The sequence below is a fragment of the Streptomyces sp. GESEQ-4 genome (assembly GCF_017948455.1).
Lineage (GTDB): Bacteria > Actinomycetota > Actinomycetes > Streptomycetales > Streptomycetaceae > Streptomyces.
The window spans coordinates 14,523-40,480 of the sequence record NZ_JAFFSU010000035.1; the positions used below are offsets into that span (position 1 = coordinate 14,523).

The following is a 25,958-nucleotide window of genomic DNA, read 5'->3' on the forward strand; positions in this document are numbered from 1 at the left end:
GAGCCCGCGCCCCGGCCGTATCGGGCCTTTGTCGAACACGTGAGTCGTCTGTCATCGAATGACGTGGATGAAACGGAGATGGAGAACGCGTGCTGAACGCCACCCATGAAGAACTGCTGCGCCGCGCCAAGGAACTCGGCCTGCCCACGCAGCACCACATCGACGGCAAGGACGAAGCCGGTGACGGTGCATCGTTCGCCGTGATCTCCCCTCGCGACGGCCAGACCCTGGTCCGGGTCGCCGACGCGCGGGAGGCAGAGGTCGATCTCGCCGTCGCGGCGGCGCGCCGCGCCTTCGACACAGGGCCGTGGCCGCACCTGGCGCCCGCCGAGCGCGGCCGGGTCCTGCTGCGGATCGCTGAACTGCTGGAAGAGCGGCGCGAGGAACTGGCACTGACCGTGAGCCTGGAGATGGGCAAACCGATCACGGACGCGTACGCCATCGAGCTGCGCGCCGCAATCAACACCTTCCGCTGGTACGGGCAGCTCGCCGACAAACTCACCGACGAGTCTCCCCACACCGCACCGGACTCGCTCGCCCTGGTCACCCGGGAGCCGACAGGTGTCGTCGGCGCCGTCGTGCCGTGGAACTTCCCGCTCACGTTGGCGAGTTGGAAAGTCGCTCCCGCGCTCGCCGCCGGCTGCACGGTCGTCCTGAAGCCGTCGGAGTCCTCTCCGCTGTCCGCCCTCCTGCTCGGCCGCGTCGCCACCGACGCCGGACTGCCGCCGGGCGTCCTCAACGTCGTCACCGGTGACGGGCCGGTGGCCGGCCGGGCGCTCGGCCTCCACCCCGACATCGACGTCCTGGCCTTCACCGGCTCCACCGCCGTCGGCCGCCACTTCCTGCGCTACGCCGCCGACTCCAACCTCAAGCGCGTCTGGCTCGAACTCGGCGGCAAGTCACCGAACATCGTGCTGCCCGACGCCCCTGACCTGGAGAAGGCGGCAGCAACCGCGGCCTGGGGCATCTTCTTCAACCAGGGTGAGATGTGCACTGCGCCCTCCCGGCTGCTGGTCCACTCGTCCATCGCCGAACAGGTCACGGAGGCCGTCGTGGCGAGGGCGCGCGAGCTGCGGGTGGGCGACCCGCTCGATCCGGCCACCGAGATGGGCGCACTGGTCGGCGACAGCCACCTCGGCAGGGTCCTGGAGCATGTCGCCTCCGGCCTGGACGAGGGTGCCAGGCTGCGTGTGGGCGGGGGCCGGGCCCTGGCCGAGACCGGCGGCAGCTACCTGCGGCCCACCGTGTTCGACCGGGTTGACCCCGGCATGCGGCTGGCCCGCGAAGAGATCTTCGGCCCCGTCCTGTCCGTCCTCGCCTTCGACGACGTGGACGAGGCGGTACGGCTGGCCAACGCCACCGAGTACGGCCTCGCCGCGGGGCTGTGGACCTCCGACCTGTCCACCGCCCACAAGGTCTCCCGCGCACTGAAGGCCGGCACGGTCTGGGTCAACTGCTACGAGGAGGGCGACCTGACCGTCCCCTTCGGCGGCATGAAGCAGTCGGGCAACGGCCGCGACAAGTCCGCGCACGCCATGGAGAAGTACACCGAGCTGAAGACCACCTGGATCCAGCTGTGACCCGTACGCACACGCGCCCCCTGATCGCGATTCCGGCCCGGTTCGCCGCCACCACGTCCGCGCTGCGCTACGCCGCCGAGGTGAACGCCCGCGCGCTGGTCGAGGCCGTGTGGCGGGCCGGGGGCGAGCCGGTGAGCCTCCACCCCGCCGACCCGGCCGGAGCCGACGTGGCCGAGCGGCTCGCCCGCTTCGACGGCGTGTTGCTCCCGGGCGGCGGAGACCTGGCCCCGCACCGCTACGGAGCCGCCGACACCCATGGCAGCGTCTACGACGTCGACGACCTCCAGGACGTGTTCGACCTCGAAGTCGCCCGGCGGGCCCTGGACTCGGTCCTGCCCATGCTCGCGATCTGCCGTGGGCTGCAGGTGGTGAACGTCGCCCTCGGCGGCAGCCTGGAACAGGACATGGGCGGCGCGGACCGCGAACACCGGCACATCGTGCACCCGGTCGCGATCCAGCGAGGCACCCTGCTCGAACGGGCCACCGGCGCCGAGAAGACGGAGGCCTCCTGCTACCACCACCAGCGCGTCGACCGCGTCGGTGCCGGGCTCAAGGTCACCGCGCGGGCCGCCGACGGCACGGTGGAGGGGCTCGAACTGCCTGGACACCCGGGGTGGTTCACGGCGGTGCAGTGGCACCCCGAGGACACCGCGGACCAGGACCCGGCCCAGCAAGGCCTGTTCGACGCGCTGGTCCAGGCCGCCCACAACAGACACTGAAAAAGACATGGCTCTCTTCGGCCACAAACGACAGGCACCCCGCCTCGCCCCCGAACTCGACGACGTTGTGCTGGGCCGGGTACTGAAAGGCATCACCGCCGCCCGCGGCCCCGGACCGCAGGACCTCGCCATCGCCCAGGTGGAGCGGCTCCTGCGGGCCACCGGTGACGACTGGGACCGCCGCTGCCACCGTGTCGGCGTCCTCGCGCAGGCCGCACCCGCGCTGGCCCGGGGCTGGCGCGAACGCCGGCCCCGCGACCCGGATGCCCTGCTGCTGGCCACCTGGGCTGAACTGGCGACCGATCCGCGTGGAGCCATGGCGCTCTGCCGCGTCGCCGCCGATGCCCGCCCGGCCGATCCGACCCCGTGGGTGGGTGCGCTGGCGGCGCTGCGGCTTCTGAAGCGGCCGAGCTCCGAACTCTCGTTCGTCTGGCACGAAATACACGCGCGTGATCCATGGCACCGGGAGGCGCACCTGCAGATCCTGGGCTACCTCTCCCCGGAGGAGCAGGGCAGCCAGGCCGCGCTGCGGGACTTCCTCGACGACGCCATCGCGGTCATGCCGTGGGACGCGCCGACGGCATGCCTGCCCCTGACCGCGGCTGTGCGCCAGCACCACCGCGAAAGGAGCAGCGGAGGAATCCAGGCGCTGGGCGTGAGCCAGTACTGGTCGCAGCCGCACACCGCACGGCTGCTGGACCAGGGCATGGCCCACTGGCCGCAACCTGGTCACCTGCGTCACGCGGCCGCCGTCGCGGACCTGGGAATGCTCGCCTACGCCCTGATCCGGGCGGGCCGCAGCGGCGGTGCCGGCCCGGTCTTCTCCGCGGTCGGCGGACTGGTGATGCCTTGGCCGTGGAGCTACGAGGGGGACCCGGTGGAGTGTTACACCGACTACTCCGGTCGCGTGTAGGCGTGCGTGAGGCTCTCCAGCCGCACGCAACGGCGTGGGGGCAGGGCCTTGCGGTCCAGCCCCCACCCCCTACGCGAGGTCAGCCGAGCTCCGCCGCCTCGACGATGTTGGTCAGCAGCATGGCACGGGTCATCGGTCCCACTCCGCCGACCGGCGGTGCGAGGGAGCCCGCGACCTGGTCGACGTCGGGGTGGACGTCGCCGAGGATGCCCTCGACGGTCCGGGTGATGCCCACGGACAGGACGGTGGCGCCCGGCTTGATCCAGTCGGGCTTGACCAGATGGGCCACGCCGGCCGCGGCCACCACCACGTCGGCGACGCGAGTGTGGGCCGCGGTGTCCTGGGTGGCCTCGTGGCACAGGGTCACCGTGGCGTGCTCGGTGCTGCGGGTGAGCATCAGGCCGAGCGGGCGGCCCACGGTGATACCGCAGCCGATGACGCAGAACTGCTGTCCGGTGATGGGCACGCGGTTGCGCCGCAGCAGGTCGATGATGCCGCGCGGGGTGCAGGGCAGCGGCCCCGGTATGCCCAGCACGAGTCGGCCCAGGTTGGCGGGGTGGAGTCCGTCGGCGTCCTTGGCCGGGTCGATGAGCTCCAGCACGGCGTGGGTGTCGATGTGGGCCGGCAGCGGCAGCTGGACGATGAAGCCGGTGCAGGCCGGATCGGCGTTGAGCTTGAGCACGGCGGCCTCGACCTCGGCGTGGGTCGCCGTGGCGGGCAGCTCCACCCGGATCGACGCGATGCCGACCTGGGCGCAGTCGCGGTGTTTGCCGCCGACGTAGGAGCGGCTGGCCGGGTCGTCGCCGACCAGGATGGTGCCCAGCCCGGGGGCGATGCCCCGGCTCTTCAGCGCCTTCACCCGCTCGGCGAGTTCACGTTTGGTCTCGGCTGCCGCGGCCTTCCCGTCGAGCAGCGTCGCGGTGGTCATGTCACACAAGCCTCTCGGTGCGGCTGTCAGGAGAAGACGACGGTGCGGGAGCCGGTGAGGACGACGCGGTCCTCCGCGTGCAGCCGGACCGCGCGGGCCAGCACGATCCGCTCGACGTCCCGGCCGATCGCGACCAGTTCGGGCGCGGTGTGGCGGTGCCCGACGCGGACGACGTCCTGCTCGATGATCGGGCCCTCGTCCAGGTCGGCGGTGACGAGGTGGGCGGTGGCGCCGATGAGTTTGACGCCCCGCTCGTGGGCCTGGTGGTAGGGCTTGGCGCCCTTGAAGCCCGGCAGGAACGAGTGATGGATGTTGATGATCCGGCCGGACAGCTTGCCGCACAGGTCGTCGGAGAGGACCTGCATGTAACGGGCGAGCACCACGAAGTCGACCCGGTGCTCGGCCACCAGCCGCAGCAGCTCGGCCTCCGCCTCCGGCTTGGTGTCGCGGGTGACGGGGACGTGGACGAAGGGGATGCCGTACCGCTTCGCGACCGGCGCCAGGTCGGGGTGGTTGGAGACGATCAGCGGGATGTCGACGGGCAGTTCACCCAAACCCCAGCGGTAGAGCAGGTCGACCAGGCAGTGGTCGAACTTCGACACCATCAGCAGCACCCGGCGGCGCTGCTCCTCGGGCCGGACGGTCAGAACCGGGTCGAAACGGGCCAGCCGCAGGGTGAGTTCGTCCCGCAGGCTCTCGGTGTCGGCGCCGGGTGTCTCCAGGCTCACACGGATGGTGAAGATGCCGGTGCCGGGATCGGAGAACTGGGCGCTCTCCAGGATGTTGCCCTTGGCCTCCGCGACGCCCGCGGCGAGTGCGTGGACGATGCCCGGCTGGTCGGGGCAGCGGAGCGTGAGAATGTAGCGTTGCACGTCGGGATCTCCGTCGGGTCAGGCCCGCACGCGGGCGCGCTCGGGGTCGTACACGGGTGTGGGCCGGACCGTGGCGTCGGCCTTCGAGCCGTCGGCGGCGACGGCGGTCAGCGCGGTGCCGGACTTCACGGCGTCGCGGTGCACCCGGGCCAGACCGAGGGTGGCGCCGTCGAGGACGGGGGAGGGCACCGCCATCGTCACGTAGCCGATGTCACGGCCGTCCAGTTCCAGCCGGGCGCCCTCGGCGGTATCCGGCGCGGCATCCACGACGACGCTGACGACGCGGCCGGTCACGCTGTCCTTCTTGGCCAGCAGCGCGTCCCTCCCCTGGAAGGGGCCCTTGTCGAAGTCCAGCGCCCAGCCCATCCGGCACTCGAACGGGGTGACCGTGTGGTCGTACTCCAGCTCCCCCATGATCATCCCGGCCTCGGTGCGGCAGGTCAGCAGGGCGATCGCGCCGAAGGCCCTGATCCCCAGGTCCCCACCGGCCTCGAAGACCGCGTCCCACAGCGCCAGCGCCTGCTCCCGCGGGACCTGGATCTCGTAGCCGAGCTCGGCGGTGAAACCGAGCCGGCTCACCTGTGCGGGGATGCCCGCGACGAGGGCGTCGCGCAGGAAGGTGTAGTAGGGGAAGGCGGCGCCTGACACGTCGACGTGCGTGAGGCGCTGGAGGACGTCGCGGCTGCGCGGGCCCTGCAGGGTCAGGACGGCGGACTCGTCGCGGCGTTCGGCGACCGTGGTCCCGGCGGGTGCGTGAGCGGCCAGCGACTGCAGGGTGGCGGGGTTGCCGCCGGTGACGACGACGTGGTCGGGCGCGAGGACGGCCACGGTCACGTCGTCCAGCATCATCCCGTCGGCGTCGACCACGACCCCGTAGGCGATGCGTCCGGCGCCCAGCCCCTTGACGCCGCGCGAGAAGACGGCGTCGACGGTGGCGACGGCATTCTCACCTTCGACATGCCACTTGTAGAGCATCGAGTACTCGGAGGCCCCGACGGCGGTGCGGATGGCCTCGTACTCCTCGGCCGGATCACCGATGGCCAGCGGTACGGCGTTGCCGTAGACGTCGATCCACTCCTCGACCCGGTCCGCGTAGCGGGGAGCGAACGGCGTGGTGCTCAATCCTTCGGGGATGGCCATGGGGACTCCAGTGGATAGAGGGCGTGCGCTGCAGCGAGAATCTATCCACCTGGATAACTTGTCAATAGGATAGATTGAGTTTCGGGGACGGCAGACAGAAGGAGGGGCGAGTGAACGCCGCAGCAGAGACAGACGGCGAGACCGGCCAGGACACCCGGCCCGGTTACGGCGAAGGGCGGGAGGCGCTCCTGGAAGCGGCCGTCAGGGTGGTGGCCCGGGGCGGCCTGCGGAAGCTGACCTACCGTGCCGTCGCCGCCGAAGCCGGCGTCACGCACGGGCTGGTCGCCCACCACTTCGGTTCGCGCGACGCCCTCCTCGAAGAGGCGCTGCGGTGGTGCGTCACACGCAGCATCGAGACGTCCTCGCTGGTGCCCGCCAGCGGAAGACTGGAGGACTTCGCCGCGACCCTGGCCGACTTCATCGCGGCCGACCCCGACGTCCAGGCGTTCCAGTACGAACTGAAGCTCGAAGCGAGCAGGCGGCCGGAGCTGCGGCACCACGTAGACGTGCTCTACGACGCATACCGCGACGCCGTCCGCGAGGCACTGGCCTGCTTCGACGTGTCGCAGGACATGGCGGAGATCGTCTTCGCGGCCCTGGACGGCCTGGTATTCCACCAGGTCACGTCCGGCGCACCAGGCCGCACCGAGGAGAGTGTCGACGCCCTGCGCCGACTTCTCGCGGCCTATCGCGCGCAGGCGTCACCGGGGGCGTCCGACGGTACATTGAATGAGCCGAAGCTCTCCTGCACCAACCTCAGGAGCGGCGATGACGAGCATTTTCACAGGGCATGACCAGGGAGTCCGGCCGCACGGCACGCCTTCCTCGGGCATGCCGACGCCCGGCGGCGCGACCGCAGTGCTGGACCGGCACCTGCGGTTCACCGGGTGGAGCAGGGAAGCCGAGGAGCTGTTCGGTCTGGCGTCCGAGGAGGTCCTCGGCCGGTCCGCCGACGCGGTCCTGGCCGATACCGAAACGGGAGCCGGCATCTCCTCAGCCGCTGGTGACGGTGGTACGGCATGGTCGCTCGGCCCCCGGCCGGTCCGCCGCGGTGACGGCCGCCCGGTGCCCGTGTCCTTGTCTCTCACCCCGCTCGCCCTCGGGGTGGGCGCGACCGGGTGGCTGCTGGTGGCAGTGGATTCCGAGCTGGCGCACTGGGAGGCCCTCGGCCGGGCCATGCTTGACGGACTCGACCGGGAATCGCCCGTCCAGCTCGTGATCTACGACACGGACGCCCGGGTGCGCTGGATCAACGCCGCAATCGAGAAGCAGTTCGGAATCTCGCTCAAGGAGGTAGCCGGAAGGTTCCTGAAGGACATTCTGCCGCAGGGCGAGGTGCTGGAGGAGGCTGACCGGCCGGTCACAAGTGTCGAGGAAATCGTCCAGCGCGTGGCCCGCACCGGCTCACCCGTGGTCGACGTGCGGTACCGGAGCGCCACTTTCCTGGCCCCCCATCATGAACGCGTCTGGTCGTGCTCCTACTTCCGGCTTCAGGACGAGGAAGGCCGGCCGATCGGAGTCTGTGAGGCCGGCCTCGACATCACCGACCGCTATGTGGCACGGCAGCGTCTCGCTCTGCTCAGCCGGGCGAGCGGCAGTATCGGAAGAACCCTGGACATCCGGCATACGGCCGGCGAACTGGCGGAACTCGTGGTCCCCGAATTCGCCGAGGCCGTCATCGTGGACATCTTCGAACCCGTCCTGGGCGGGGAGGAACCACAACACTTCGGCACCCACCCCACCCTCTGCCGGGTAGCTCACCGCACCGATCACACCGCGGCCAAGGACACCGCGTACGACGAACTGGACACCGTCAGCCTGCGGTGCCTGGCCGAGAACGCGCCGGCTACCGACGCGGCCACCCACGTGCTCGCCCTTCCCCTCAAGGCCCGCGGCACCACCCTGGGCGTGGCGGCCTTCGCGCGCCCCCAACACGCCGACCCCTTCGAGCATGAGGAGATCCAGCTCGCCGAAGAACTTGTCTCCCGCACCGCGGTCTGCCTGGACAACGCCCGCCGCTACACCCGAGAACATGCGACCGCACTCATGCTCCAGCGTGATCTTCTCCCTCGCGCCCTGCCCGAACAACCGGGCGTGGAAGTCGCCCACCGCTATCTGCCCGCGGCCGGACACGCCGGCGTCGGCGGGGACTGGTACGACGTCATCCCCCTCTCCGGGGCACGCGTCGGGCTGGTGGTGGGGGATGTCGCCGGACACGGCATGGGCGCGGCCGCCACCATGGGCCGGGTGCGCACCACCGTCGCGGCGCTGGCGGCGCTCGACCTCGCGCCGGACGAACTGCTCGCCCGTCTCGACGACCTCGTGGCGCGGACCGGTATTCCGACTTCCGGTGCCGCCGAGGCCGAGACCGAGGACCAGGCACTGGGCGTCACCTGCCTGTACGCGATCTACGATCCGGTCTCCCGGCACTGCGTCATGGCCCGGGCGGGCCATCTGCCGCCCGTACTTGTCACCCCCGACGGGCACACCGAGCTTGTGGACCTTCCCGCCGGACCGCCCCTCGGCCTGGGCGGCCTGCCGTTCGAATGCGCCGACATCGAGCTGCAGGAAGGCGCCATGCTCGCTCTGTACACCGACGGACTCGTGGAAAACCGTCAGACAGACATCGACGCAGGGATCCGATCTCTCTGCACCGCACTCTCCGGGCCCGGGAACGGCCAACTGGACAGGATCTGCGACAGGGTCATCACCAGGCTCCTGCCCCAAGCCCCCGAGGACGATGCCGCACTGCTGCTGCTCCGCGTCCACGCCCTGGCCGAGAGTCTGGTGGCGACGTGGGACATGGCCTGCGACGCCGCAGAAGTGGCAAGAGCCCGGTCGCTGGCCCTCGACCAGCTGGCCGCGTGGGGAGTCGACGAAGCCGCGTCGTTCGTCGTCGAGCTCGTCGTCAGCGAGCTGGTCACCAACGCGATCCGCTATGGCAACGCTCCGGTGTGTCTGCGGCTGATCCAGGAGCGCGGCCTCATCGTCGAGGTCTCCGACGGCGGCCACACCTCGCCCCACCTTCGGCGGGCGGCGATGGAAGACGAGGGCGGCCGAGGTCTGTTCCTGGTTGCGCAACTGACACAACGCTGGGGAACCCGGTACACGTCAACAGGCAAGACCATCTGGACCGAGGTGCCGCTGTCGCCGGCCGAACTGCCGGGAACCTTCCCAGGCGAGCGATTCGAGCTGTGACGAGGGCGACTGGCCGGTCGCTTTTCCGTCGGCACATCCCCCGATGGAAGCGAGCGGTCGTCCGGGACTGTGTGGGCTCACGCCTTGCGGCGGCGACCGCTACGACGTGGCGCGGGGGCCGCACCGCCCAGGAGAGCCTGGCGGCGTGTCTCACCGTTCTCCTCCACCTGCAGCACCACCTGACGCAGCCCGGCAGCGACGATGCCGCACTGCTCATCGCTGAGCTGCCCCGTGACGAAGGCTTCCTCCTCGTTGAACGCCGGAAAGACGCGCCGCATCAGCTCCTCACCTTGATCAGTCAGGCTGAGCAGCACCAGCCTGCCGTCGGTGGGGTGATCGGCTCTCTGTACAAGCCCACGCCTTTCCAGCGTCCGGGCAACCCCCGTGAGCGTGCCCTTGGAGATGCCGGCCTCTTCTGCCACGTGCCGCGTTTCCGGCTCACCCCAGACCCAGATGACCCAGAGAACCACGAAGGCGGTCCAGGTCAGGTCGACGCCGCGCAACACGGAATTCTCAAGGTGCTGCCGCACTGCCGAGGCGGCGCGATAGATGTTGGCGACGACGGCCATCTGGTCATGCCGTAGGGAGATACCGCCAAGCTTGGCCTCTGCCAGTTTCTCGGCTTCGGTGATGGAACGATGGCCGGGCACGGGCACACTCCTTCGGGCCGCCTGTGAAGGCATGGGGCAACGCAATCGTTCGCGTCCAAATTGTATGGTGCCTGCCTCGTTGCCCTCGGCCGTATTCGCTCGGTTCGCGTGGCGCCATCAATCGCGCATCAGCAGGTCCAGAGCGGGCGGTGCGGTCTTGTCCGCGATCGTGGTGCACTCCTTACGTCGAAGGAGGCGTCGGGAGTGCTTACCCATGCGCTCGATGGTCTCAGGCCGCGATGGTGGTCGGACGGGCGGTGGCGAGATCCCGAGCCCTGGTACGTACGTCCTGCACCGCGGCGGTCTCGTACGGCCGGGCCGCCTCCAGCAGCATGTTGAGGCGGGAGGCCACGAGGGTGGAGTCGACGCGGGCCGCGTCGTCGAGATGGCCGCTCGCCACTCGGCGGCCGTGGTGGAGTCCGGCGAGGTCGCGGGCGGAGACCGCGCGGGCGCCGGCATGCTCGGCCGCGTCGAAGTAGCTCACCCACTCGGGGACGTCGTCGCCGAGTCCGTCCGCCAGGAGGCCGTCGGCGTCGCCGAGGTACCGGTCGGCCTCCCGCTCGTCGCCGAGGGCCGCGTGCACCCGGCCGGTCTGCGAGGCGACCAGCGCTCTCGTCGCGGGCAGGGTGGCCTTCTTCGCGGCGACGCCGAGGAGACCGAGGGCGTCCTGCGGGTGCCCGAGGTAGATCATCTGGTGCGACATGCGGGTGACGATCTCCACCCCGCGGTCGCGCCGCCCCGCTTCCCCGGCCGCGTACGTGCCGTAACTCCAGAAGCGTTGGGCGATGGCGTACCGGCCGCAGTCGTGGCTGACCCACCCCGCGAGCGCCGCCAGGTCGGCGGTCGCCGCGAACACCCGGCCGCGCAGGGACGGCGGGACACCGTCCTGGATGCGGCGGGCGACCTCGGCGAGCGAGATACGGTCTATGACTGCGCCGTACCGTCACCGACGCCCTGCTCGACGAATCCGCCGTCCCGGTCGGCGCCGACGGTCTGGGCTGAACCGGCGGGCGGCGGGTCGTACGGCCCGTAGGGCGGGGCCGACGCGTTGCGCTGCGCAGCAGGCACGGCCTTCCGTTTGTGGTGATCAGCGAACTCGACACTCCATGATCACCGGAAGTCGTGCCGGCAGGCGTATCCTCCGACCGTCACGAACCGCCCACCATCGCCGACTTGGGATATCAAGCCCATACCGGCAGCTTCGGGCCGACCGCGAGAACGACGTCCGCCGCCCGTGGGCAGCGGCCGGAGTGCCGGCGTGAGTGAGCCGGTGAAGACGGCCTCGGGTTGGTCGCGGCGCTCGTGCAGGTCCCAGTACAAGGGTGCGATCTGGTCGGGGGTGGCTGCGGGGATGCCTTCGGGGCCGTCGTCACCGATCCAGGTGCTGATCGCCACGTGCGCGGCGTACACGCCGCTACCCGCCAGTTCGTTGTGCAGGTTGAGCACCCAGTTGCGCGGTGCTCCGGCCGCGGCGTTGACGTTGCCGAGCATGGGGACGGGGTTGATGGAGCCGCCGCCGGTGGTGAACAGCAGGGTCCCGGCTCCGGCCTCCCGCATGGCGGGCAATACGGCGCGGGCGGCGGTGACGGCGCCGTAGAAGTTGTACTCGATCTGCGGCTGCAGGTTTTCCACCGTGGACTCGCTCGGGGTGGCCATGGTGAGGCCGGGCACCAGCGCCTTCTGTTGTCGGCCGTCGGGACCGAAGAAGGCCCGCCCCGGCTCCGGATGCGGAGGAGCCGGAGCGGACCATGGGCCCGCTCGGGAGGGGGCATTGTCAGTGTGCGATCACCGGTACCTGGGCTTCGGGTCCCTCGCCGGTGCTCGAATCGGCCTTCGGGCGGCCGATGTTGATGAGAGCCAGCGCTATCACGGCGGCGCCGGCCACGATGCCGACGGCGACCCAGGCGGCGTTGGCGTAGCCGTGCACCATGCCCTGGAGCTGGACCAGTTGCTGCTGGGGCTTCGTCGCGGCCGTGGCGATGTGGTCTGTGATGTACGAGGCCATGGCGGAGGCGGCGATGGTGTTCAGCAAGGCCGTGCCGATTGCGCCGCCCAGCTGCTGCGAGGTGTTGACCATGGCGGAGGCGGCACCGGCGTCGCGCGACTCCACCCCGTGCGTGGCCACGGACATGGCGGGCATGAACGCGGTACCCAGGCCGATGCCGACGATCAGTAGGGTCGGCAGGAGGAGACCGGCGTACGAGGAGCCGACCTCCAGTTGGGTCAGCAGGAACATGCCGGCCGCGGCGACCAGGAAGCCGGGACCCATCAGCAGCCGCGCCGGCACGCGGGGCGTCAGGCGGGTGCCGATCTGGGTCGCGCCGATCATCGTGCCGACAACCAACGGCAGGAAGGCGAAGCCGGTCTTGATCGGCGAGTAGCCCTTGACGATCTGCAGGTAGTAGGTGAGGAAGAGGAACAGGCCGTAGATCGCGATGTTCGCGAGGCCGAACGAGAGGAAGGCGCCGCCGCGGTTGCGTTCGGTGACCACGCGCAGGGGCAGCAGCGGGGCCTTGACCTTGGCCTCGGTGATGACGAAGGCGAGCAGCAGGACCGCGGAGGCGACGAACAGGCCGAGGGTCGTGGAGTCTCTCCAGCCGTCGGACTCGGCGCGGGTGAAGCCGTAGACCAGCGCGACCAGGCCGAGGGCGGACAGGATCACTCCGGGGATGTCGAGCGGCGAGCGGTTGCGCCCGCCTTCCGGCTCGCTGATGACGAAGTACGCACCGGCTGCGGCGATCGCGGCGAATGGGATGTTCACGAAGAACGTCCAGCGCCAGTCCAGGTATTCGGTCAGGACGCCGCCGAGGATCAGGCCGACGGCGCCGCCGGCACCGGAGATCGCGCTGTAGACGCCGAACGCCCTGGCGCGCTCCTTGGCGTCGGTGAACGTCACGGAGAGCAGGGAGAGAGCGGCGGGGGCGAGGAGGGCGCCGAAGACGCCCTGCAGGGCACGGGAGCTGTACATCATCGCCTCGTTGGTGGCGGCGCCGCCCAGTGCGGAGGCCGCGCCGAAGCCCACCAGACCGATGACGAAGGCGCGCTTGCGGCCCCAGAGGTCGGCGATCCGGCCGCCGAACAGGAGGAGACCGCCGAAGGCGAGGGCGTAGGCGGTGATGACCCACTGGCGGTTGCCGTCCGAGATGCCCAGGTCCTGTTGAGCGGAGGGCAGGGCGATGTTCACGATGGTCGCGTCGAGGATGACCATCAGCTGGGCGATCGAGATGAATGCGAGGGCTCGCCAGCGGTTGGGGTCGGGAACGCTGGGTGCCTTGCGGGCTGTTTCGGACATAGGGGTGCCCCTTCGAGACTGGCAACGGAATTTCGGGACGCGGAAAAGCGGACAGGACTACGAAAGGTGAGGCTCGGCGGCTGGCGGTCCGATGGGCTGCAGTCTGTCGGGTAGGCCGCATGTCGGACAGGACCCTCAGAGAGCGCGGTGGCGTCCTCGGATCCGGCGGCGGACTGGGGGAAGGTCCACCGCCGGACCTGGGACCTCGCGCCGATCCCGTCCCCACGGATTCGGCGCGTCGGGACCGCCTCCGCTCAAGGCGGTCCCGGGCCAATCGGTTACTGCCGAGTCCCCCCGCTCAGCGGGGTGCGAGGGCAGCGGCAGGGCGAAACGCTCCACGAGGTCCACCGGCCCCTGTGACCGGGCTATCTCGTCCAGCAGCTGTCCCGTGATGCCGGTGATGGTGGGACGCAGTGCGTCGATCTTCTTGACCATGAACTCGCGGGTGAGCGTGGCGCCGCATCGTGGTGTGGACGGGTGTGTCGACGTTGGCGAAGAAGCCGGGCGGCTGGGGCGGCTGATCCGGCTGCACGTCCGGGTGGCCGGGCTGTGAGGGGTCGCTGCTGAAGGCGGGGTGGCCGAGCACCGCACGGGCGTCCTCCCAGCGGGTCACCAGCCAGGCGCCGCGCCGGCCGTCCCAGATGGTGACGCGGCTGATCGGTGCCTCCTCACACAGGCGGGAGTAAGCGGGAGGCGGATCGAGGGGTGCGGTCCTCGGCCGGGCGAGGACGAATTCGGGCGTGGGGCCAGGGGGCACGAGGGCTCCTCTCATCGACCCAACGGCGTTAGGGTGACTAACGCCGTTAGGTGGTTGTCGAGATGAGCCTAACGCCGTTAGGTGGTTTTGGCGAGGCCCGTTCCAGACGGGTGGCAAGCCGTGGATGGCCGATGATGAAAGCCCAGTCGCAACCGGCGGGGTACGGAGGAGGAAGCGTGGACTCGGCAGCCCAGAAGCGGCGTGTGCCCTACCGGCAGGGTGAAGGGGAGCGCCTCCGGCAGGACATCCTGGACACGGCGACCCGCATCCTGGAGGAGTCCGGTCGCGAGGACGCCCTGTCTCTGCGTGGCATCGCCCGCGAGCTGGGCATCGCCGCGCCCAGTATCTACCTGCACTTCAACGACAAGACCGACCTGGTGCGGACGGTGCTCGATGCCCGGTACGCCGCGCTGGCGTCGACCATGCGCGAGGCCGGAAGCGCGGCCGCCGAGGCCGGTGCCGACGCATGGGGTGTCCTGCGCGCCATCGTGGGCACCTACCGCGGGTTCGCCGTCGACAATCCCCGCCGCTATCGGCTCATGTTCAGCCTGGAGCAGCAGACTTCGGCGGAGGACCGGCGCGCCACCGGGCATCCGCTCGACCGGGTGCTGATCGCGTGGACCGATGCCGTTGACCAGTACCTCGCCGCAGCCTGTCCCGAGCAACGCGAGGAGGCCGACACGCTGGGGGTCCTGCTGTGGACCGGCCTGCACGGTCAGTTCGCCCTCTGGCACACCCTGCCGCATTCCTTTGTCGATGACGACACCATCCTGCGCGAGCTTGAGGAGGCGTTGATGAGGAGACTGCTGCCGCCGTCCGACTGACCGCCGGACGTTGGATGCGGCCATCCAGCGGCGCACGGTGCGCTGACCTGTTGACGCCGACTTTTCGACGGCCAAGGCCCTGGAGGCCAAGGGCGCCTAAGTGTGTGGCCTCGGGTCAGTGTGTCCTGATCGCTCCGGAGGTCTTCGACCAGCGGGACGAGGACGGCATGGCCGTCCTCCTCGGCGAGCACCCCGCGCCCGAACTCCACGACGGGGTACGCGAGTCCGCCTCCCGACCTTCGTGCTCGTGGGCATGGCGCCCACCACCCCGGGTTCAGGGACGCACGGCCTTGGTGCCGCCCCTCCCTCCGTGGGGCGGCACCGGGGCCGCTTGCGTCTATTCCTCGGTGGCGTTCGGATCCCGCAGCGCCCTAAGGGCCCCGTCGCCGTGGCTGCGGACGATCGGGTAGCGCCCGTGGAAGTTCAGCTTCCACTGGACCACCTCCGACGGCGCCCTCAACCTCGTCGACCTCCTCGACGAGGCCTTCGCCGCCCTCAAACCAATTCCTCCAGCACCGCGATAGCTGGACCCCGGTGATCGCGTCGCGCGAGAGGGGCTCGCTCGGCGTGGTCACACCCCACCACCAAACCGCAGCTGCCCGACCGCCGCGCCGAACCTGACAAGGCATCCGCGTCAATGATCGGCGCGGCAGGATCTGCCAGGGCGCAGCCGACAGGTTCCTCCTCAGCGCTTACGGCATGACCACGAAAGCGGCGGTTCACCGCGCCAAAGGCTGGGCAGTGCTGTCAGCGCTCGCTTTCCTCTCCATCGGCCGAGCGGGGGAACGAGGCCTTCCAGGCGGACAACCAACCTGGGGCTGTGTCGGCCGCCGTGTTCTTGAGCGGGTATTTGCCCTTACGTAGCGCGCGGACGCAGTGCGAAGACGTTGCCGCGGTCTGCGAGTCGGTGTGCCCCATGAGGGCTGCGGTACCAACCCAAGAGAGGGAAGAAGCGGCCATGTCAACCCGCCCAACTGAACACAAGCACTTGACTGGGAACGTGAAGTCCGCGGCCACCGCCTGGCTGCGCGACCGCGGCGAGCAAGCCCGATTCGGCTTCACCCAGCCCGACGGCACGCCGGTCGGCTCCGTGGTGGACATCGAGTTCAAGGATCGCGGGCTGCGGGTGCACCTGGACCAGGCGGTGCCCCCGGTGTGGGACGGCGAGAGCGAGCCGGTGCTGGGGGTGTCGGTGCCCGTGGACCGGGACACCCTGATCCACCGCTGGTACGTGCACCGCATCCGTCTGGACAGCGAGGGCACCGCCCGCCGGGTCCGTATCGGCACCGAGGCCTTCGCGCGGCCCACCGAGTGGTTCGACCTCGACAAGTGCGAGATGACGGAGCAAGGACTCTCGACGCCGGCAGTCGAGCGGATCATTCAGGCTCGCAGTACACCGCCTCCGTCCCGGTGGTCCCCGGGCAAGGCGAGGAAGGTGCCGGAGCCGGATGCGCGGGCTGAAGGGCTGCTGCGCCGACTGCTGTATGCACGCCGGGTCGACTCCGTGGTCATGGTGACGCAGGTGTGCCGTGAGATCGCCGACCTGGACAGGGTCAGCCAGGAGATCCAGGGCCGGTTGGAGGCCGCAGTACGAAACGCACACGTCTGGCTGGAGGAACAAGCCGAAGTCCGCCACAGGCTGTTCGCCCGCCTGGACCAGGCAGTGACTGATCAGAGCGCTGGGAAGGTGCGCAAGCTCCTGGTGCGCGTCAACGCGACCGCCTCGCATGACCGCACGCAGGCCGAGGACGCCATCGTGGCGAAAGCGACCGACTACTTCGCCGGCCTCGACAACCTCACGCAGGAGGCAGTTGACGCGGAAGCTGCTGCCGAGCGGACGGCAGCGGAGGCCGCCGGCCGCGTTCGCACCATCCTCAAAGGCCTGCGCCGCCATGACGCCTACAGCCACGACCTGCGCGACCAGGTGCAGACGCTTATCCGGTCGGCGGCCGCAGCGGGAGATCGTCTGCCTGCCGGGCAGGCACGAGATGTGGACGTCTGGAAGAAGCGTGCGGCTGACGGAGCGCGGCTGCCGCAGGTCCCGCTGCACAGGCAGGTGGGGCGCCGGCAGTGGTTCGACAGGAGCTGTCCTCGCTGTCACGCGGACCAGGGCGAGCACTGTGTTCTCGCCGAGGGGAGCGATGGCGGCAACATGCGCGACTTCCCCCACGACGAACGATTGCAGCCGATCGTGGATGAGCGGAAGGCCAAGCAGAAGGCCATGCCGCGGCACTGGCGCGTGTACGAGGTCACATGCCCGGACTGCGGCCAGGGCCCGGACGCTCGCTGCAAGATCCCCCGTGGCCCGCATCGTTCACGGGCCGAAAAGGCAAAAGAGTTCACCCGCCTTCGCAAGTCGCGGCCGGAATGAGCCTGTGACGCGAGCATCCTCGCTCCGAGGGACACCTGCTCTCTGCCGCGCTGTCAGTACCGCCAATTGCCTGGCCGGAGCGGCACGTCGACTCGGTGCTGCGCCGCTGGCCTCACGGGTATGTGGCGGCGCAAGTAGCGGCCGACGAAGCCCGGCGGCGCACAGCGCACTGTCTCCTGGAGCGAAAGCTCAGCCAACTGCAGGTCCAGCGCGTTCGGGTGGAGGCCGGCCGGGCGCCCCAGCGGGCAGGCTGAAGTAAGTATCGGTGCGTCAGTTCCGATCGGTCGCCTGGCGGTTGACGCACACGGGAGCATCCTGCCGCCGTCCCGGCCGCAGCGGTCGCCCGCTGCTGTTCGGTGAAAACGACCTCTCATGAGGACGGAAGGCGATCACCGTTCGGTGTGGGGTTTTCCGATCTTCAGTCGGTCGATGGGTCCGAGACGGCCGTCCCGGCGGATGCGGAGGAGGATGTCGCGGGACAGGACGGTGCCGCGTGCGTATTTGCCGGCGAGGAACGCCTCGAGGTTCGGCTCGGTGTTGATGTCGTCGGCGGAGGTGATGGCGGGGGAGCTTCCGTCGTCCAGGAGGCGGCCGATGAGGGTGGCAAGGGTGCCGGGTCCGGTTCCCTGATACCCCCAGGTCAGGCCGCGGCCTTCTGCTGCGGGCGCCGGGTAGAGGGTGCCGCGCTGCGTGCGGATCCAGACCGGGCTGTCGAGGATGACCTCGGAGACCCTGCTGCCGACGGGGAGCTGCCGGGGGGCGTAGGAGTGGTAGCTGACCTCGTCGTCGGGGCGGAACATGTAGTAGCCCTGTTTGGTGACGACGGGGCTGCGGGTGACGGGGTCGGTGAAGGTGCCGGTGACCTCTTCGGCTTTCCGTTCCCATACGCGGTGGATGGCGGTCGGCTCGGTCGGCTCCAGACGCTGGATCCATTCGCTGGCGGCCGGGGTGGTCGTCTTGGTGGTGACGGAGAAGGCCTCGCCGAAGGGAAGGTCTTTGCCGCTCCACATCTTGATGTTCTCCAGGCATTCGACGGCGAGGTCGTCGGTGCGCTGGCACAGCTGGGCAAGGCCTTCGCGGACGATGCCGCGGAAGCCGACTTCAGCTTCGGCCGGATTCTCGGTGTCGGGGTAGCCGGGCAGGGTCATGCAGGCGCGTTCGGCTTTGCGCCGCTGGGCGTAGTCGCTGTCGTCGGCCTTGATGTCGTTCATGTCGTCGAGGTCGTTCTGGGCGCTTTCGATGGCGCGGGTGCGGATCTCGTGGCTGATGGAGAGGCACGCGATGCGCAGGGAGCTGCCCTTGGCCTGGGTGTAGGCCAAGTCGTGGAGCGGCTCCCAGGCCGGTTGGGTGACGACGACGACGGAAGAAGGCCTGCGGCCGGGTTTCCAGTCCATCAGGTGTTCCTCACGCAGCAGTCGGGTGGGCCACCAGGGGACGGGACTGCCGACGTGGGCGGCCAGTTCGGACCAGTGCGGTTCGTAGGTGAGGTCAGGCCTTTCACGGTCGGCGGCTTCCAGGTCTGGAAGGCCGTAATGGTTGTAGTGGAACTGGGTGACGACGACCGTGGTGGCGTCCGGGTGGTAGTCGAGGGCCTCTTGTGGGCTGGGCTTGCGGGGGCCGTAGATGACGGCGACGACTCCCAGCGGGGTGCTCCAGCGGCCGGCGAAGTGCTCATGCGGCCGGTACTGGTCGGCCTCGGGGCGTGTGTAGCGGCCTCCCAGGTACTGGGGGGTGACCTGGGTGGCCGGGCGGAGGAGGTGCGGGGTGGCGTGGGCGAGGTCGGGGTAGTGGGCGGCCAGCCAGTGCACGAAGCCGTGTGCCTCCCACTTGGTTTCGCCGCGGGTGTACTTCGGGTCGATCGGGTTGATCATTCCTGGTTCGGCGGTGATCCGGTGCCAGGTCTCCCGGCTGATGCGGAACGTCTCCTGCAGCTCTGCAGCGGTCATGCTGTCCACGGAGGGCCTCCATCGGGGGAGTTCGGGCCTTGCGGTTCGTCTGGGAACAGGAAGAGCTGCGGCTGTGGTGAGTGGATGGGGCAGGACGGGGGTTGTGACGGGATGCGGCTGTTCAGGGCCGGCGCCAGGGGCAGCGACCATGCTTTGCGGATGTTCTCGATGAGGGTGCGGGCGCTGTAGGGCGAGATGACGAGTTCCTGGCGCGCTTCGGCCAGCCGGCTCAGGTGGCCGTCCGGGCCGTGCTCGGCTGCCAGCTGGGTGCGGCGGTCAAGGCCGTCGTTGCTGAAGATGTCGAACAGGGTGAGGGAGAAGTAGGTGTACGCGGAGGCTTCGTCGATGAGCTGGCGGGCGTCGTCGGCCAGTTGGGGCTGGATAGCGGCGGCTGACGGGTCGCCTGCGCCGTGGAAGGCGAATTCCTCAAGGGCGAGGCGCAGTTCGGGTTCCGTGCAGGGGCAGGGATCGGGCAGATAGCCGCACAGGGTGCGGAATGCGGTGAGGATCGCGCTGGTGTCGCGGGCCCACTGCTGTTTGCTCAAGAGGGTTCTGAAACCGGCCAGGGTCTCTGAGAGCTCCTCCAGGATGAGGTCCCGGGAGATCTTGGTCAGCTCAAAGGACCGGGACTTATCCTGCATCTCCTTGATCTGGAGCGCGTAGCGCAGCAGGTCGCGCAGTATGCCGCCGGACAGGGCGTGGGCAAGCACGACATAGGGCTCGGTCAGCTGCTTGGCCCGCTCGGCAAGAATGGTGCGCGACTCATCGAGGGTGCTGGGCTGGACGTAGATGATGTCGTCCAGGGAGCTGTCGGTCACGTCCCGGTGCGGCAGGCCACGCCGGACGAACGCCGCACCGACGTCCTCGGCCACCGAGATCAGGTAGTAGACGTGGGGGACGCCCAGGATCGCCTTGATCTCGCTGAGAAAGGCCAGTGCCTGGGTGTCCGATCCGAGGCGGTCCACTTCGTCGATGGCGATCACCACGACTTCCTTCTGGTCGGCCTTCTTGGCGGCGATGCGCCGCAGCAAGTCGCGGAAGTCTTCGACCAGTTCCGGGTAGTTCGGCGGGATCGTGGAGACGGAGGTGGCGTGGGAGCTGCCCAGCGTCAAGATCTGCGAGGCGCCGGGCGAGAGCGTGTTGGTGGTCATCTGCGTGGTCTGGAGCCGGTACAGGTGGTTGCGGCATCGGGTAACCAGTTCCGGCTCCGCCCGGCGCGGTCGCCAGCCTCCTGCTCGCGCCATCAGCAGTCCGGCGATGATGCCGGCGAGCCTGAGCGGGTTCTCGGTGTCCGCCAGGAGTGCGTTGGTCTGCGGGTTCCGGGCGAGGTACAGCAAGAACATGATCCCGGCGGCAGCGGCTGCGGGCCGGAAGACGGCGTCCAGAGAAATGGTCCATATGCCCAGGGTGAACGTGCGTCCGGAGTCGCGGGCCATGCGGCAGAGCAGCCATATGCACCCCAGCATCACGACGTTGATCATGGTGTCGGGTGGGACGTACTCCACTTGCTGGATGATCTGCGGGTCGACGAGCGCACTGCCGCCCGAGACCACGGCGACCAGTATTCCGACGGGATGGCTGCCGGCAGCCCATATCCGTCCCACCAAACGTGGCAGCCAGGTGTCGTGCCGCGACTTCCACCAGGCGATGCCGGCGATGGTGACAGTGACGCTCGCACCGACGGCGTATCCCTGCCAGATCTCCGTCACGTGGTGATGGATGATTCCGGTTTGGGTGCGGGCGAAGTCGGCCGCTGAGGTCGCGTACTGCTCGTACAGAGAGCGGACCGAGGCCGACAGACCCAGGATCACCAAGGCCGTCGCGGGCACCGCGAATGCGCTCCACCGCCCCAGTCGCCCGGCACGTTGCCGGGCACGGCGCAGCAGCCGGCGCACCGTCGACAGCCGCGTGAACTCGGGGACTTTGTACTTCGCCCTGCGCATGTACTCCTCGCACAGGCGGACCGACAGCGACAGCAGGAAATCGTGCGGGGTGTAGGTGGCCGGGGCCTGGGCGAGAACGCCGAAGTCGGCCTGCTTGACGCATTGTTCGAGCAACGTGGTCTTGCCGACGCCGCGCGGGCCGCACACCGCGATGGTGCCGTCCTCAATGTGCGCGAGCTTGCGTTTGAGCTGGTCGAAAGCCGCGTTCTCGATGAGGTAGCCGGGTGCCCGCGGCGCGCGCAGACCTTCGTAGTCACCCGGAATGAACACGGAGTCGGGGTCATCACCCAACATGTGACGGACCAGCATGGCCACCGTGGGACGGGTGCCCTCCTCGAGGAGAACCTCGCCCCATTCGACGGCGCGGACTCCCACCTCGATACGCTGCACCGCCCAGGCGGTGCCCAATCTCGCGGTGCCCAGGCACTGCCGCAGGTTGCGCCACACCGTTGTGCCAGACCAGTGCAGCGCCAATAGGCAAATCGCCGCAGCGAGATACGCCACGAACAGAACCCGCGGGCCGCCTGCGACGAGCAGCACGAAACTGACAGCAGCGGCCAGCGTGCAGACCACACGCCAGTCCCACTCCGCCTCGCCTGCCGCGTTCTCGTACTTGTCCTGGGCGTCCTCCAGCTCGACGTGCGCCCTGTCGAACGCTCTCTGTTGTGGTCCTTCGCACAGGCTGATGACGTAGCTGACGTAGGGCTGCTTCTGCATTTCCCGCAGGACCGCTTCTGGCGTGGCAGTCGATCGCTTCCCCAACAGCGGCCTTGTTTCCGGGTCCTCCAGGGCGGCGTGCACGGACCGGTTGTAGACCTCGAATTCGTCAGGCTCCAGGAAATCTGTCGCCTTCTCCCAGGCCTCCTCAAGACGCGTCCGTAACGGCAGCATTCATCACCCTTCCCCCGATGCCAGGCCTGCGGATGCTAACGCTCCCGCAGTGCACGGAGCGTAGAGAAGACCAGAAAGCGCCGGTCCTGAACCACACGGGCATCCTGGGCACACCGGACGGGCATACCTGTACGCCGCGCGCTGCGCGCGCTCATGTTGAGCGACAGGCCCGGACGGCCGCGTGCGGGGGCCTGGGTCGGCCGGATCGCGTCGTGTCGCATCTGTCGAGGTCGGGTACGGCTTCGGCAACTGGCCATCGCACTGAGGGGGTTGTGGGGTGGGGAAGGCGAGCCGGGGCAAGCGGGAGCGCAGCCGGGACAGGGCCGGTCAGTGGACGGCAACCGACGCGGCACGGACGGCGCTGCGGCTGCGGGAGGTGACGCAGCGGTGCATGACCGGGAACGCGTGGGTGCAGATGACGCTCGCCTCGAACATGGACAACGTCCTCCGTGACCTGTACGGCGTGCTGCTCAGCAGCGATCTCGCCGACATGGCGGAAAAGCCCGAGGGAATCGAGCGGGATGCGGCGCTGTCGATGGCGCTGGGCAAGCAGGGTTACCGGCCGCCGTGGCCCCAGTCGGCCGGGGAGGCCGCCTCGTGGCAGATTCGGCAGATCGGGAAACTGCTGCGGCAGGCGGAGGTCCTCGTCATCTCCCCGGCCGCGCACGCCGCGGTCATGGCCGCGGCCGCCACCCTCGAGCCGGCTGACGTCAGCACCCTGGACCGTGACCGGGACATCCTCGTGCCCACCGGGCTGCTGGTGCTGCCCGAGCCGGTCGTGGTCGTCAACCGCACCGGCTCACTGTCGGACATCAAGGCGTTCGGCTGGCAGTTCATCACCCAGCACCAGATCCTGCCCACCGCCCAGTACCCCGGTGTGCGGGTGACGACGTTCATGGACCGCGACGGGCCGGTGCAGCCGGACGGGTGGCGACAGGTGGTCTCCCAGGCGCGCGCGTCCGGAAGCCCGTTGCCGCCGCTGATGCCGGACGGCATCTACGGGCTGCGGGGCGACGCATGCCTGGCGGAGGAGAGCCCCGAGCTGCTCGCGGATTTGTCCGACCGCCACCGGCAGCTGCAAAAGGCGCTCACTCATGCGTCCCAGTGGCGTGCCGATCCGGTTCCCGAGACCGGGGAGTGGGCCGGCGGCCGCGTAGAGGACCCTTACGACGACTTTGTGTGCCGGTACATGTTTGCCTTCTGGCGGCTGAACGCCCAAGGGGTCACGGCCGTCGGCCGGTCCCAGAACGCATCTGGAGTGAGCGCGGCCGCGAGCAGCGGCGTGGACGGCGCCGTGCCTCGCGATCCCGACGTGCGGGTGATCCGGCTGGCTGCGCCCTCGCCCCGTTCGTCGGATCCGGCAGGGGAGACGAAGCGGGTCTTCCATCACCGGTGGCCGGTGCGGATGCACAAGGTGAGGCAGTGGTACCCCAGCCGTCAGGAACACAAGGTGATCTGGCGTGGGCCCTACATCAAAGGGCCTGCCGATGCGCCGCTGATGATGGGGGAGAAGGCCTACCTCGTGGATTCGTAGCGGCGCCCTGAAGGCCGGCGCCGGTGATCAGTACGTGAAAGGCCCCGGCTGGACGGGGGAGACCAGCCGGGGCCGTGTGGGTGGGTCTGCGGAGGGCGGTCGCCTCTCGGCGGAGGGCTCCATGGGGCTTCAGCCGGACGATCGTCCCCATGGGCTGTAGGTGAGGCCCGGGGACACTGTCCCCTCCGCAGCCACATATAGGTGAACGGTCAACCGCTTCGGGTTGTTCCTTGTGCCGCACGGACTCCGCTGTGAGGTGGGGCACCCGCCGTCACCGGGTACCGCTACTCGAGGAAGTCGGCGATGAGGGCGGCGAATTCGTCGGTACTGGCCAGTCGGATACCGAGGGTTTCGGCCTTGGCCCGCTTGGATCCGGCGCCGTCTCCGGCGACGACCAGGGTGGTCTTCCTGGAGACGCTGGAAGAGGAGCGGCCCCCGGCACGTTCGATGAGCTCGTTCATCTGGTTGCGGCTGAGCTTCTCCAAGGGGCCGGTCATCGCGCCGGTCACGACCACCGTCATCCCCGCCAGCGGCATGTCCGCTCCACCGGCAGCCTCCGGGCCGTCGCCGGCAGCAGGTGCGGGTGGGGTGACGCCGGGCTCGGTCATGTTCACCCCGGCGGCGGCGAGTTTGTCGATGAGCGGGGCAAGTTCGGCGAGTTCGGCGACGATGGACGGGGCCTTCTCGGTGCCGATGCCCTCGACCTGCTGCATCGCTTCGGCGTCGGCGGCGCGGACGTTGTCCATGGTGGCGAAGTACCGGGCGATCCGGCGGGACATGGAGCGTCCGGTGCCGCGCACCCCGAGCGCGCACAGCACCCGCGACAGCGGCTGCCCCTTGGCCGCGGCGATCGCCGTGAGGAGGTTGTCGGTGCTGGTGGCGCCCATCCGCTCCAGGCCAAGGAGCTGGGCGCGGGTGAGGGTGAACAGGTCGGCGAGATCGGCGACGAGGCCGGCGTCGACGAGCTGGACGACGCGCGTGTGGCCGAGGCCTTCGATGTCGAGCTGGTCGCGGCCAGCGGCGTAGGACAGGGCGGCGACCAGATGGCAGTTGCGCCCGTTCTCGCAGCGCCAGCGCTGCTCGCTGGTGTCGATGCCGGCCCCGCAGCGCGGGCACGCCTGGGGGAAGGCGATGGGCTGTTCGTCGCCGGTGCGCAGGTGGGCGACGGGGGCTTCGATGCGGGGGATGACGTCGCCGGCCCGGTGGACCATGACGTGGTCGCCCAGGCGCAGGTCGCGGCGGGTGATGTCGGCCGGGTTGTGGAGGGTGGCGTAGGTGATGGTGGCGCCGTCGATCTCGACCGGCTCCAGCACGCCGCGCGGGGCGATTATGCCGGTGCGCCCGACGTTCCACTCCACCTCCAGCAGCCGCGTGATCTTCTCGACGGCGGGCAGCTTGTAGGCGATCGCCCAGCGCGGGGCGCGCGTCCCGGATCCGGCCGCCTGCTGGTCGGCGGCCAGGTCGGCCTTGATGACGATCCCGTCGATCCCGAACGGCAACTCAGCCCGGAGCGCGGCGATCTCCATCACCCGGGCCAGCACCTGCTGGACCGTGTCGGCGGTGGTGCCGGGCACAGGGGTCGTGGCGGTGGTGTTGACCCCGAGTCCGCCGGCCTTCGCCATGAGGTCGCTGTGCGCGAGCCCGGACAGCCGGGCGGAGAGCTCCGGCCCGGTGTCGGCGAGGGGGAGCAGGCCGTAGCCGAAGAACGTCATCGGCACGGTGTAGGCGCGGTCCCTGGCACGGAGACTGCCCGCCGCGGCGCTGCGCGGGTTGGAGAACACCAGTCCGCCGTGCGCGGTACGCACCTCGTTGGCGTGCTCGAACTGGGCGGTGGTCATCAGGACTTCGCCGCGCACCTCTACCGTGACCGGCTCCGCCAGCTCCTTCGGCAGGCCGACGATGGTGCCGATGGCGTGTGAGACGTCCTCCCCGGCCATCCCGTCGCCGCGGGTGATCAGCTGTCTCAGGCGTCCGTGGGTGTAGCGGGCGGCGATCGCGAGCCCGTCCAGCTTCGGCTCAACACTGAACTGCGCCACGTCGTGGCCGATCCGGCGGGCCAGCGAGGCAGTCCAGGCGGTGAACTCCTCCGAGGAGAACACGTTGTCCAGGCTCAGCATCGCCACCGTGTGCGGGACATCGCCCTCCACGGCGCCACCGGCGACCTTCCCGATCGGCGAGCCGGGCAGCACCTGGTCGGGATGGTCGGCCTCCCAGGCGGCGATGCCGCGTACCAGCCGGTCGTAGGCGTCGTCGTCCAGCACCGAGGTACCGCCCTGGTAGTAGGCGGCCGACGCCTTCACCGCGTCCTCGACCGCCTGCGCGTAGCCGGCGGCATCCACGATCACTGCAGCTGCTGTCGTCATGCCGGCCATCCTGCCTGCCACCACTGACAACACCCGG

Annotated in this window: 20 protein-coding genes and 1 pseudogene; 9 read left to right on the top strand and 12 right to left on the bottom strand. The window is 69.6% G+C overall.

Annotation, left to right across the window (positions count from 1 at the left end; genetic code table 11):
• The first annotated feature begins 89 nt into the window (after nt 1-89).
• Genes KCH48_RS38215 through KCH48_RS38225 form a run of 3 tightly spaced genes read left to right on the top strand, consistent with a single transcriptional unit; the run spans nt 90 to nt 3,212 of the window.
• Nucleotides 90-1,580: an aldehyde dehydrogenase gene (locus KCH48_RS38215; RefSeq protein WP_210582059.1), complete on the top strand. Its 1,491-nt coding sequence runs from the start codon at nt 90-92 to the stop codon at nt 1,578-1,580.
• Complete coding sequence (locus KCH48_RS38220) at nt 1,577-2,299, top strand: gamma-glutamyl-gamma-aminobutyrate hydrolase family protein (RefSeq protein WP_266928415.1); 723 nt, start codon at nt 1,577-1,579, stop codon at nt 2,297-2,299. Before KCH48_RS38215 ends, KCH48_RS38220 begins: the two co-directional genes overlap by 4 nt.
• Before the next feature lie 7 nt (nt 2,300-2,306).
• Nucleotides 2,307-3,212 carry a hypothetical protein gene (locus KCH48_RS38225; RefSeq protein WP_069757835.1) on the top strand — a complete coding sequence of 302 codons (906 nt, stop codon included), beginning with the start codon at nt 2,307-2,309 and terminating at the stop codon, nt 3,210-3,212.
• A gap of 79 nt (nt 3,213-3,291) precedes the next feature.
• Here the strand turns inward: KCH48_RS38225 and KCH48_RS38230 are convergent, their stop codons facing one another.
• The 3 genes from KCH48_RS38230 to KCH48_RS38240 are packed head-to-tail and all read right to left on the bottom strand — an operon-like array spanning nt 3,292 to nt 6,152.
• The gene (locus KCH48_RS38230; RefSeq protein WP_210582061.1) at nt 3,292-4,140 is read right to left on the bottom strand and encodes a bifunctional methylenetetrahydrofolate dehydrogenase/methenyltetrahydrofolate cyclohydrolase; all 849 of its coding nucleotides are present in this window, start codon (nt 4,138-4,140) and stop codon (nt 3,292-3,294) included.
• A 26-nt stretch (nt 4,141-4,166) separates the two neighbouring features.
• On the bottom strand, nt 4,167-5,012 hold the full coding sequence (gene purU / locus KCH48_RS38235) for a formyltetrahydrofolate deformylase (protein WP_210582062.1): 846 nt from the start codon (nt 5,010-5,012) through the stop codon (nt 4,167-4,169).
• Nucleotides 5,013-5,030: 18 nt separating this feature from the next.
• Nucleotides 5,031-6,152 carry an aminomethyltransferase family protein gene (locus KCH48_RS38240; protein ID WP_069757832.1) on the bottom strand — a complete coding sequence of 374 codons (1,122 nt, stop codon included), beginning with the start codon at nt 6,150-6,152 and terminating at the stop codon, nt 5,031-5,033.
• Nucleotides 6,153-6,262: 110 nt separating this feature from the next.
• On the opposite strand from KCH48_RS38240, the gene KCH48_RS38245 reads away from it, so the two are divergent.
• Together KCH48_RS38245 and KCH48_RS38250 are read left to right on the top strand one after the other, a co-directional pair.
• Nucleotides 6,263-6,946, top strand: coding sequence for a TetR/AcrR family transcriptional regulator (locus KCH48_RS38245; protein ID WP_210582064.1), 684 nt, complete (start codon nt 6,263-6,265; stop codon nt 6,944-6,946).
• A complete protein-coding gene (locus KCH48_RS38250) occupies nt 6,921-9,350 on the top strand; it encodes a SpoIIE family protein phosphatase (protein ID WP_210582066.1) in 2,430 nt (809 codons plus the stop codon). The genes KCH48_RS38245 and KCH48_RS38250 overlap by 26 nt, the downstream gene beginning before the upstream one ends.
• 77 nt (nt 9,351-9,427) lie before the next feature.
• Here the strand turns inward: KCH48_RS38250 and KCH48_RS38255 are convergent, their stop codons facing one another.
• From KCH48_RS38255 to KCH48_RS38275, 5 genes are all read right to left on the bottom strand, one after another.
• Nucleotides 9,428-10,000 carry a MarR family winged helix-turn-helix transcriptional regulator gene (locus KCH48_RS38255; protein WP_210582068.1) on the bottom strand — a complete coding sequence of 191 codons (573 nt, stop codon included), beginning with the start codon at nt 9,998-10,000 and terminating at the stop codon, nt 9,428-9,430.
• Between the two features lie 229 nt (nt 10,001-10,229).
• Nucleotides 10,230-10,856, bottom strand: a complete 627-nt coding sequence (locus KCH48_RS38260) for a hypothetical protein (protein ID WP_246886526.1) — start codon at nt 10,854-10,856, stop codon at nt 10,230-10,232.
• A 68-nt stretch (nt 10,857-10,924) separates the two neighbouring features.
• Nucleotides 10,925-11,068 carry a hypothetical protein gene (locus KCH48_RS38265; protein WP_165269958.1) on the bottom strand — a complete coding sequence of 48 codons (144 nt, stop codon included), beginning with the start codon at nt 11,066-11,068 and terminating at the stop codon, nt 10,925-10,927.
• Between the two features lie 42 nt (nt 11,069-11,110).
• On the bottom strand, nt 11,111-11,671 hold the full coding sequence (locus KCH48_RS38270) for an SDR family NAD(P)-dependent oxidoreductase (protein ID WP_307841064.1): 561 nt from the start codon (nt 11,669-11,671) through the stop codon (nt 11,111-11,113).
• Between the two features lie 103 nt (nt 11,672-11,774).
• Complete coding sequence (locus KCH48_RS38275; RefSeq protein ID WP_210582070.1) at nt 11,775-13,292, bottom strand: MFS transporter; 1,518 nt, start codon at nt 13,290-13,292, stop codon at nt 11,775-11,777.
• A 933-nt stretch (nt 13,293-14,225) separates the two neighbouring features.
• Here KCH48_RS38275 and KCH48_RS38280 point away from each other — a divergent pair.
• Complete coding sequence (locus KCH48_RS38280) at nt 14,226-14,873, top strand: TetR/AcrR family transcriptional regulator (protein ID WP_266529714.1); 648 nt, start codon at nt 14,226-14,228, stop codon at nt 14,871-14,873.
• 50 nt (nt 14,874-14,923) lie between these two features.
• Nucleotides 14,924-15,106: pseudogene (locus KCH48_RS42660) on the top strand (ferredoxin); the annotation flags it as partial.
• A 104-nt stretch (nt 15,107-15,210) separates the two neighbouring features.
• On the opposite strand, the gene KCH48_RS43050 reads toward KCH48_RS42660, so the two are convergent.
• Nucleotides 15,211-15,333 (bottom strand): hypothetical protein, encoded by a 123-nt coding sequence (locus KCH48_RS43050; RefSeq protein WP_256122669.1) that lies wholly within the window; start codon nt 15,331-15,333, stop codon nt 15,211-15,213.
• 456 nt (nt 15,334-15,789) lie between these two features.
• Between KCH48_RS43050 and KCH48_RS38290 the strand changes: the two genes are divergently transcribed.
• Nucleotides 15,790-17,244 carry a hypothetical protein gene (locus KCH48_RS38290; RefSeq protein ID WP_210582074.1) on the top strand — a complete coding sequence of 485 codons (1,455 nt, stop codon included), beginning with the start codon at nt 15,790-15,792 and terminating at the stop codon, nt 17,242-17,244.
• A gap of 389 nt (nt 17,245-17,633) precedes the next feature.
• On the opposite strand, the gene KCH48_RS38295 is transcribed toward KCH48_RS38290, so the two are convergent.
• Entirely contained in the window at nt 17,634-19,190 is a 1,557-nt protein-coding gene (locus KCH48_RS38295; RefSeq protein ID WP_210582076.1) for a hypothetical protein, read from the bottom strand.
• Nucleotides 19,187-22,024, bottom strand: a complete 2,838-nt coding sequence (locus KCH48_RS38300) for an orc1/cdc6 family replication initiation protein (protein ID WP_210582078.1) — start codon at nt 22,022-22,024, stop codon at nt 19,187-19,189. The genes KCH48_RS38295 and KCH48_RS38300 overlap by 4 nt, the downstream gene beginning before the upstream one ends.
• A 277-nt stretch (nt 22,025-22,301) precedes the next feature.
• On the opposite strand from KCH48_RS38300, the gene KCH48_RS38305 reads away from it, so the two are divergent.
• Nucleotides 22,302-23,558 carry a hypothetical protein gene (locus KCH48_RS38305; RefSeq protein WP_307841065.1) on the top strand — a complete coding sequence of 419 codons (1,257 nt, stop codon included), beginning with the start codon at nt 22,302-22,304 and terminating at the stop codon, nt 23,556-23,558.
• Between the two features lie 284 nt (nt 23,559-23,842).
• Here the strand turns inward: KCH48_RS38305 and ligA are convergent, their stop codons facing one another.
• Nucleotides 23,843-25,921, bottom strand: coding sequence for an NAD-dependent DNA ligase LigA (ligA, locus tag KCH48_RS38310; protein WP_210582080.1), 2,079 nt, complete (start codon nt 25,919-25,921; stop codon nt 23,843-23,845).
• Nucleotides 25,922-25,958 lie beyond the last annotated feature (37 nt).

What these genes read in the sequence shown, in the direction of transcription:
- KCH48_RS38225 (WP_069757835.1), top strand. Translation starts at nt 2,307, where the DNA reads ATGGCTCTCTTCGGCCACAAACGACAGGCACCCCGCCTCGCCCCCGAA.
- KCH48_RS38230 (WP_210582061.1), bottom strand. Translation starts at nt 4,140, where the DNA reads ATGACCACCGCGACGCTGCTCGACGGGAAGGCCGCGGCAGCCGAGACC.
- KCH48_RS38240 (WP_069757832.1), bottom strand. Translation starts at nt 6,152, where the DNA reads ATGGCCATCCCCGAAGGATTGAGCACCACGCCGTTCGCTCCCCGCTAC.
- KCH48_RS38250 (WP_210582066.1), top strand. Translation starts at nt 6,921, where the DNA reads ATGACGAGCATTTTCACAGGGCATGACCAGGGAGTCCGGCCGCACGGC.
- KCH48_RS38275 (WP_210582070.1), bottom strand. Translation starts at nt 13,292, where the DNA reads ATGTCCGAAACAGCCCGCAAGGCACCCAGCGTTCCCGACCCCAACCGC.
- KCH48_RS38290 (WP_210582074.1), top strand. Translation starts at nt 15,790, where the DNA reads ATGAGGGCTGCGGTACCAACCCAAGAGAGGGAAGAAGCGGCCATGTCA.
- KCH48_RS38295 (WP_210582076.1), bottom strand. Translation starts at nt 19,190, where the DNA reads ATGACCGCTGCAGAGCTGCAGGAGACGTTCCGCATCAGCCGGGAGACC.
- KCH48_RS38300 (WP_210582078.1), bottom strand. Translation starts at nt 22,024, where the DNA reads ATGCTGCCGTTACGGACGCGTCTTGAGGAGGCCTGGGAGAAGGCGACA.
- ligA (WP_210582080.1), bottom strand. Translation starts at nt 25,921, where the DNA reads ATGACGACAGCAGCTGCAGTGATCGTGGATGCCGCCGGCTACGCGCAG.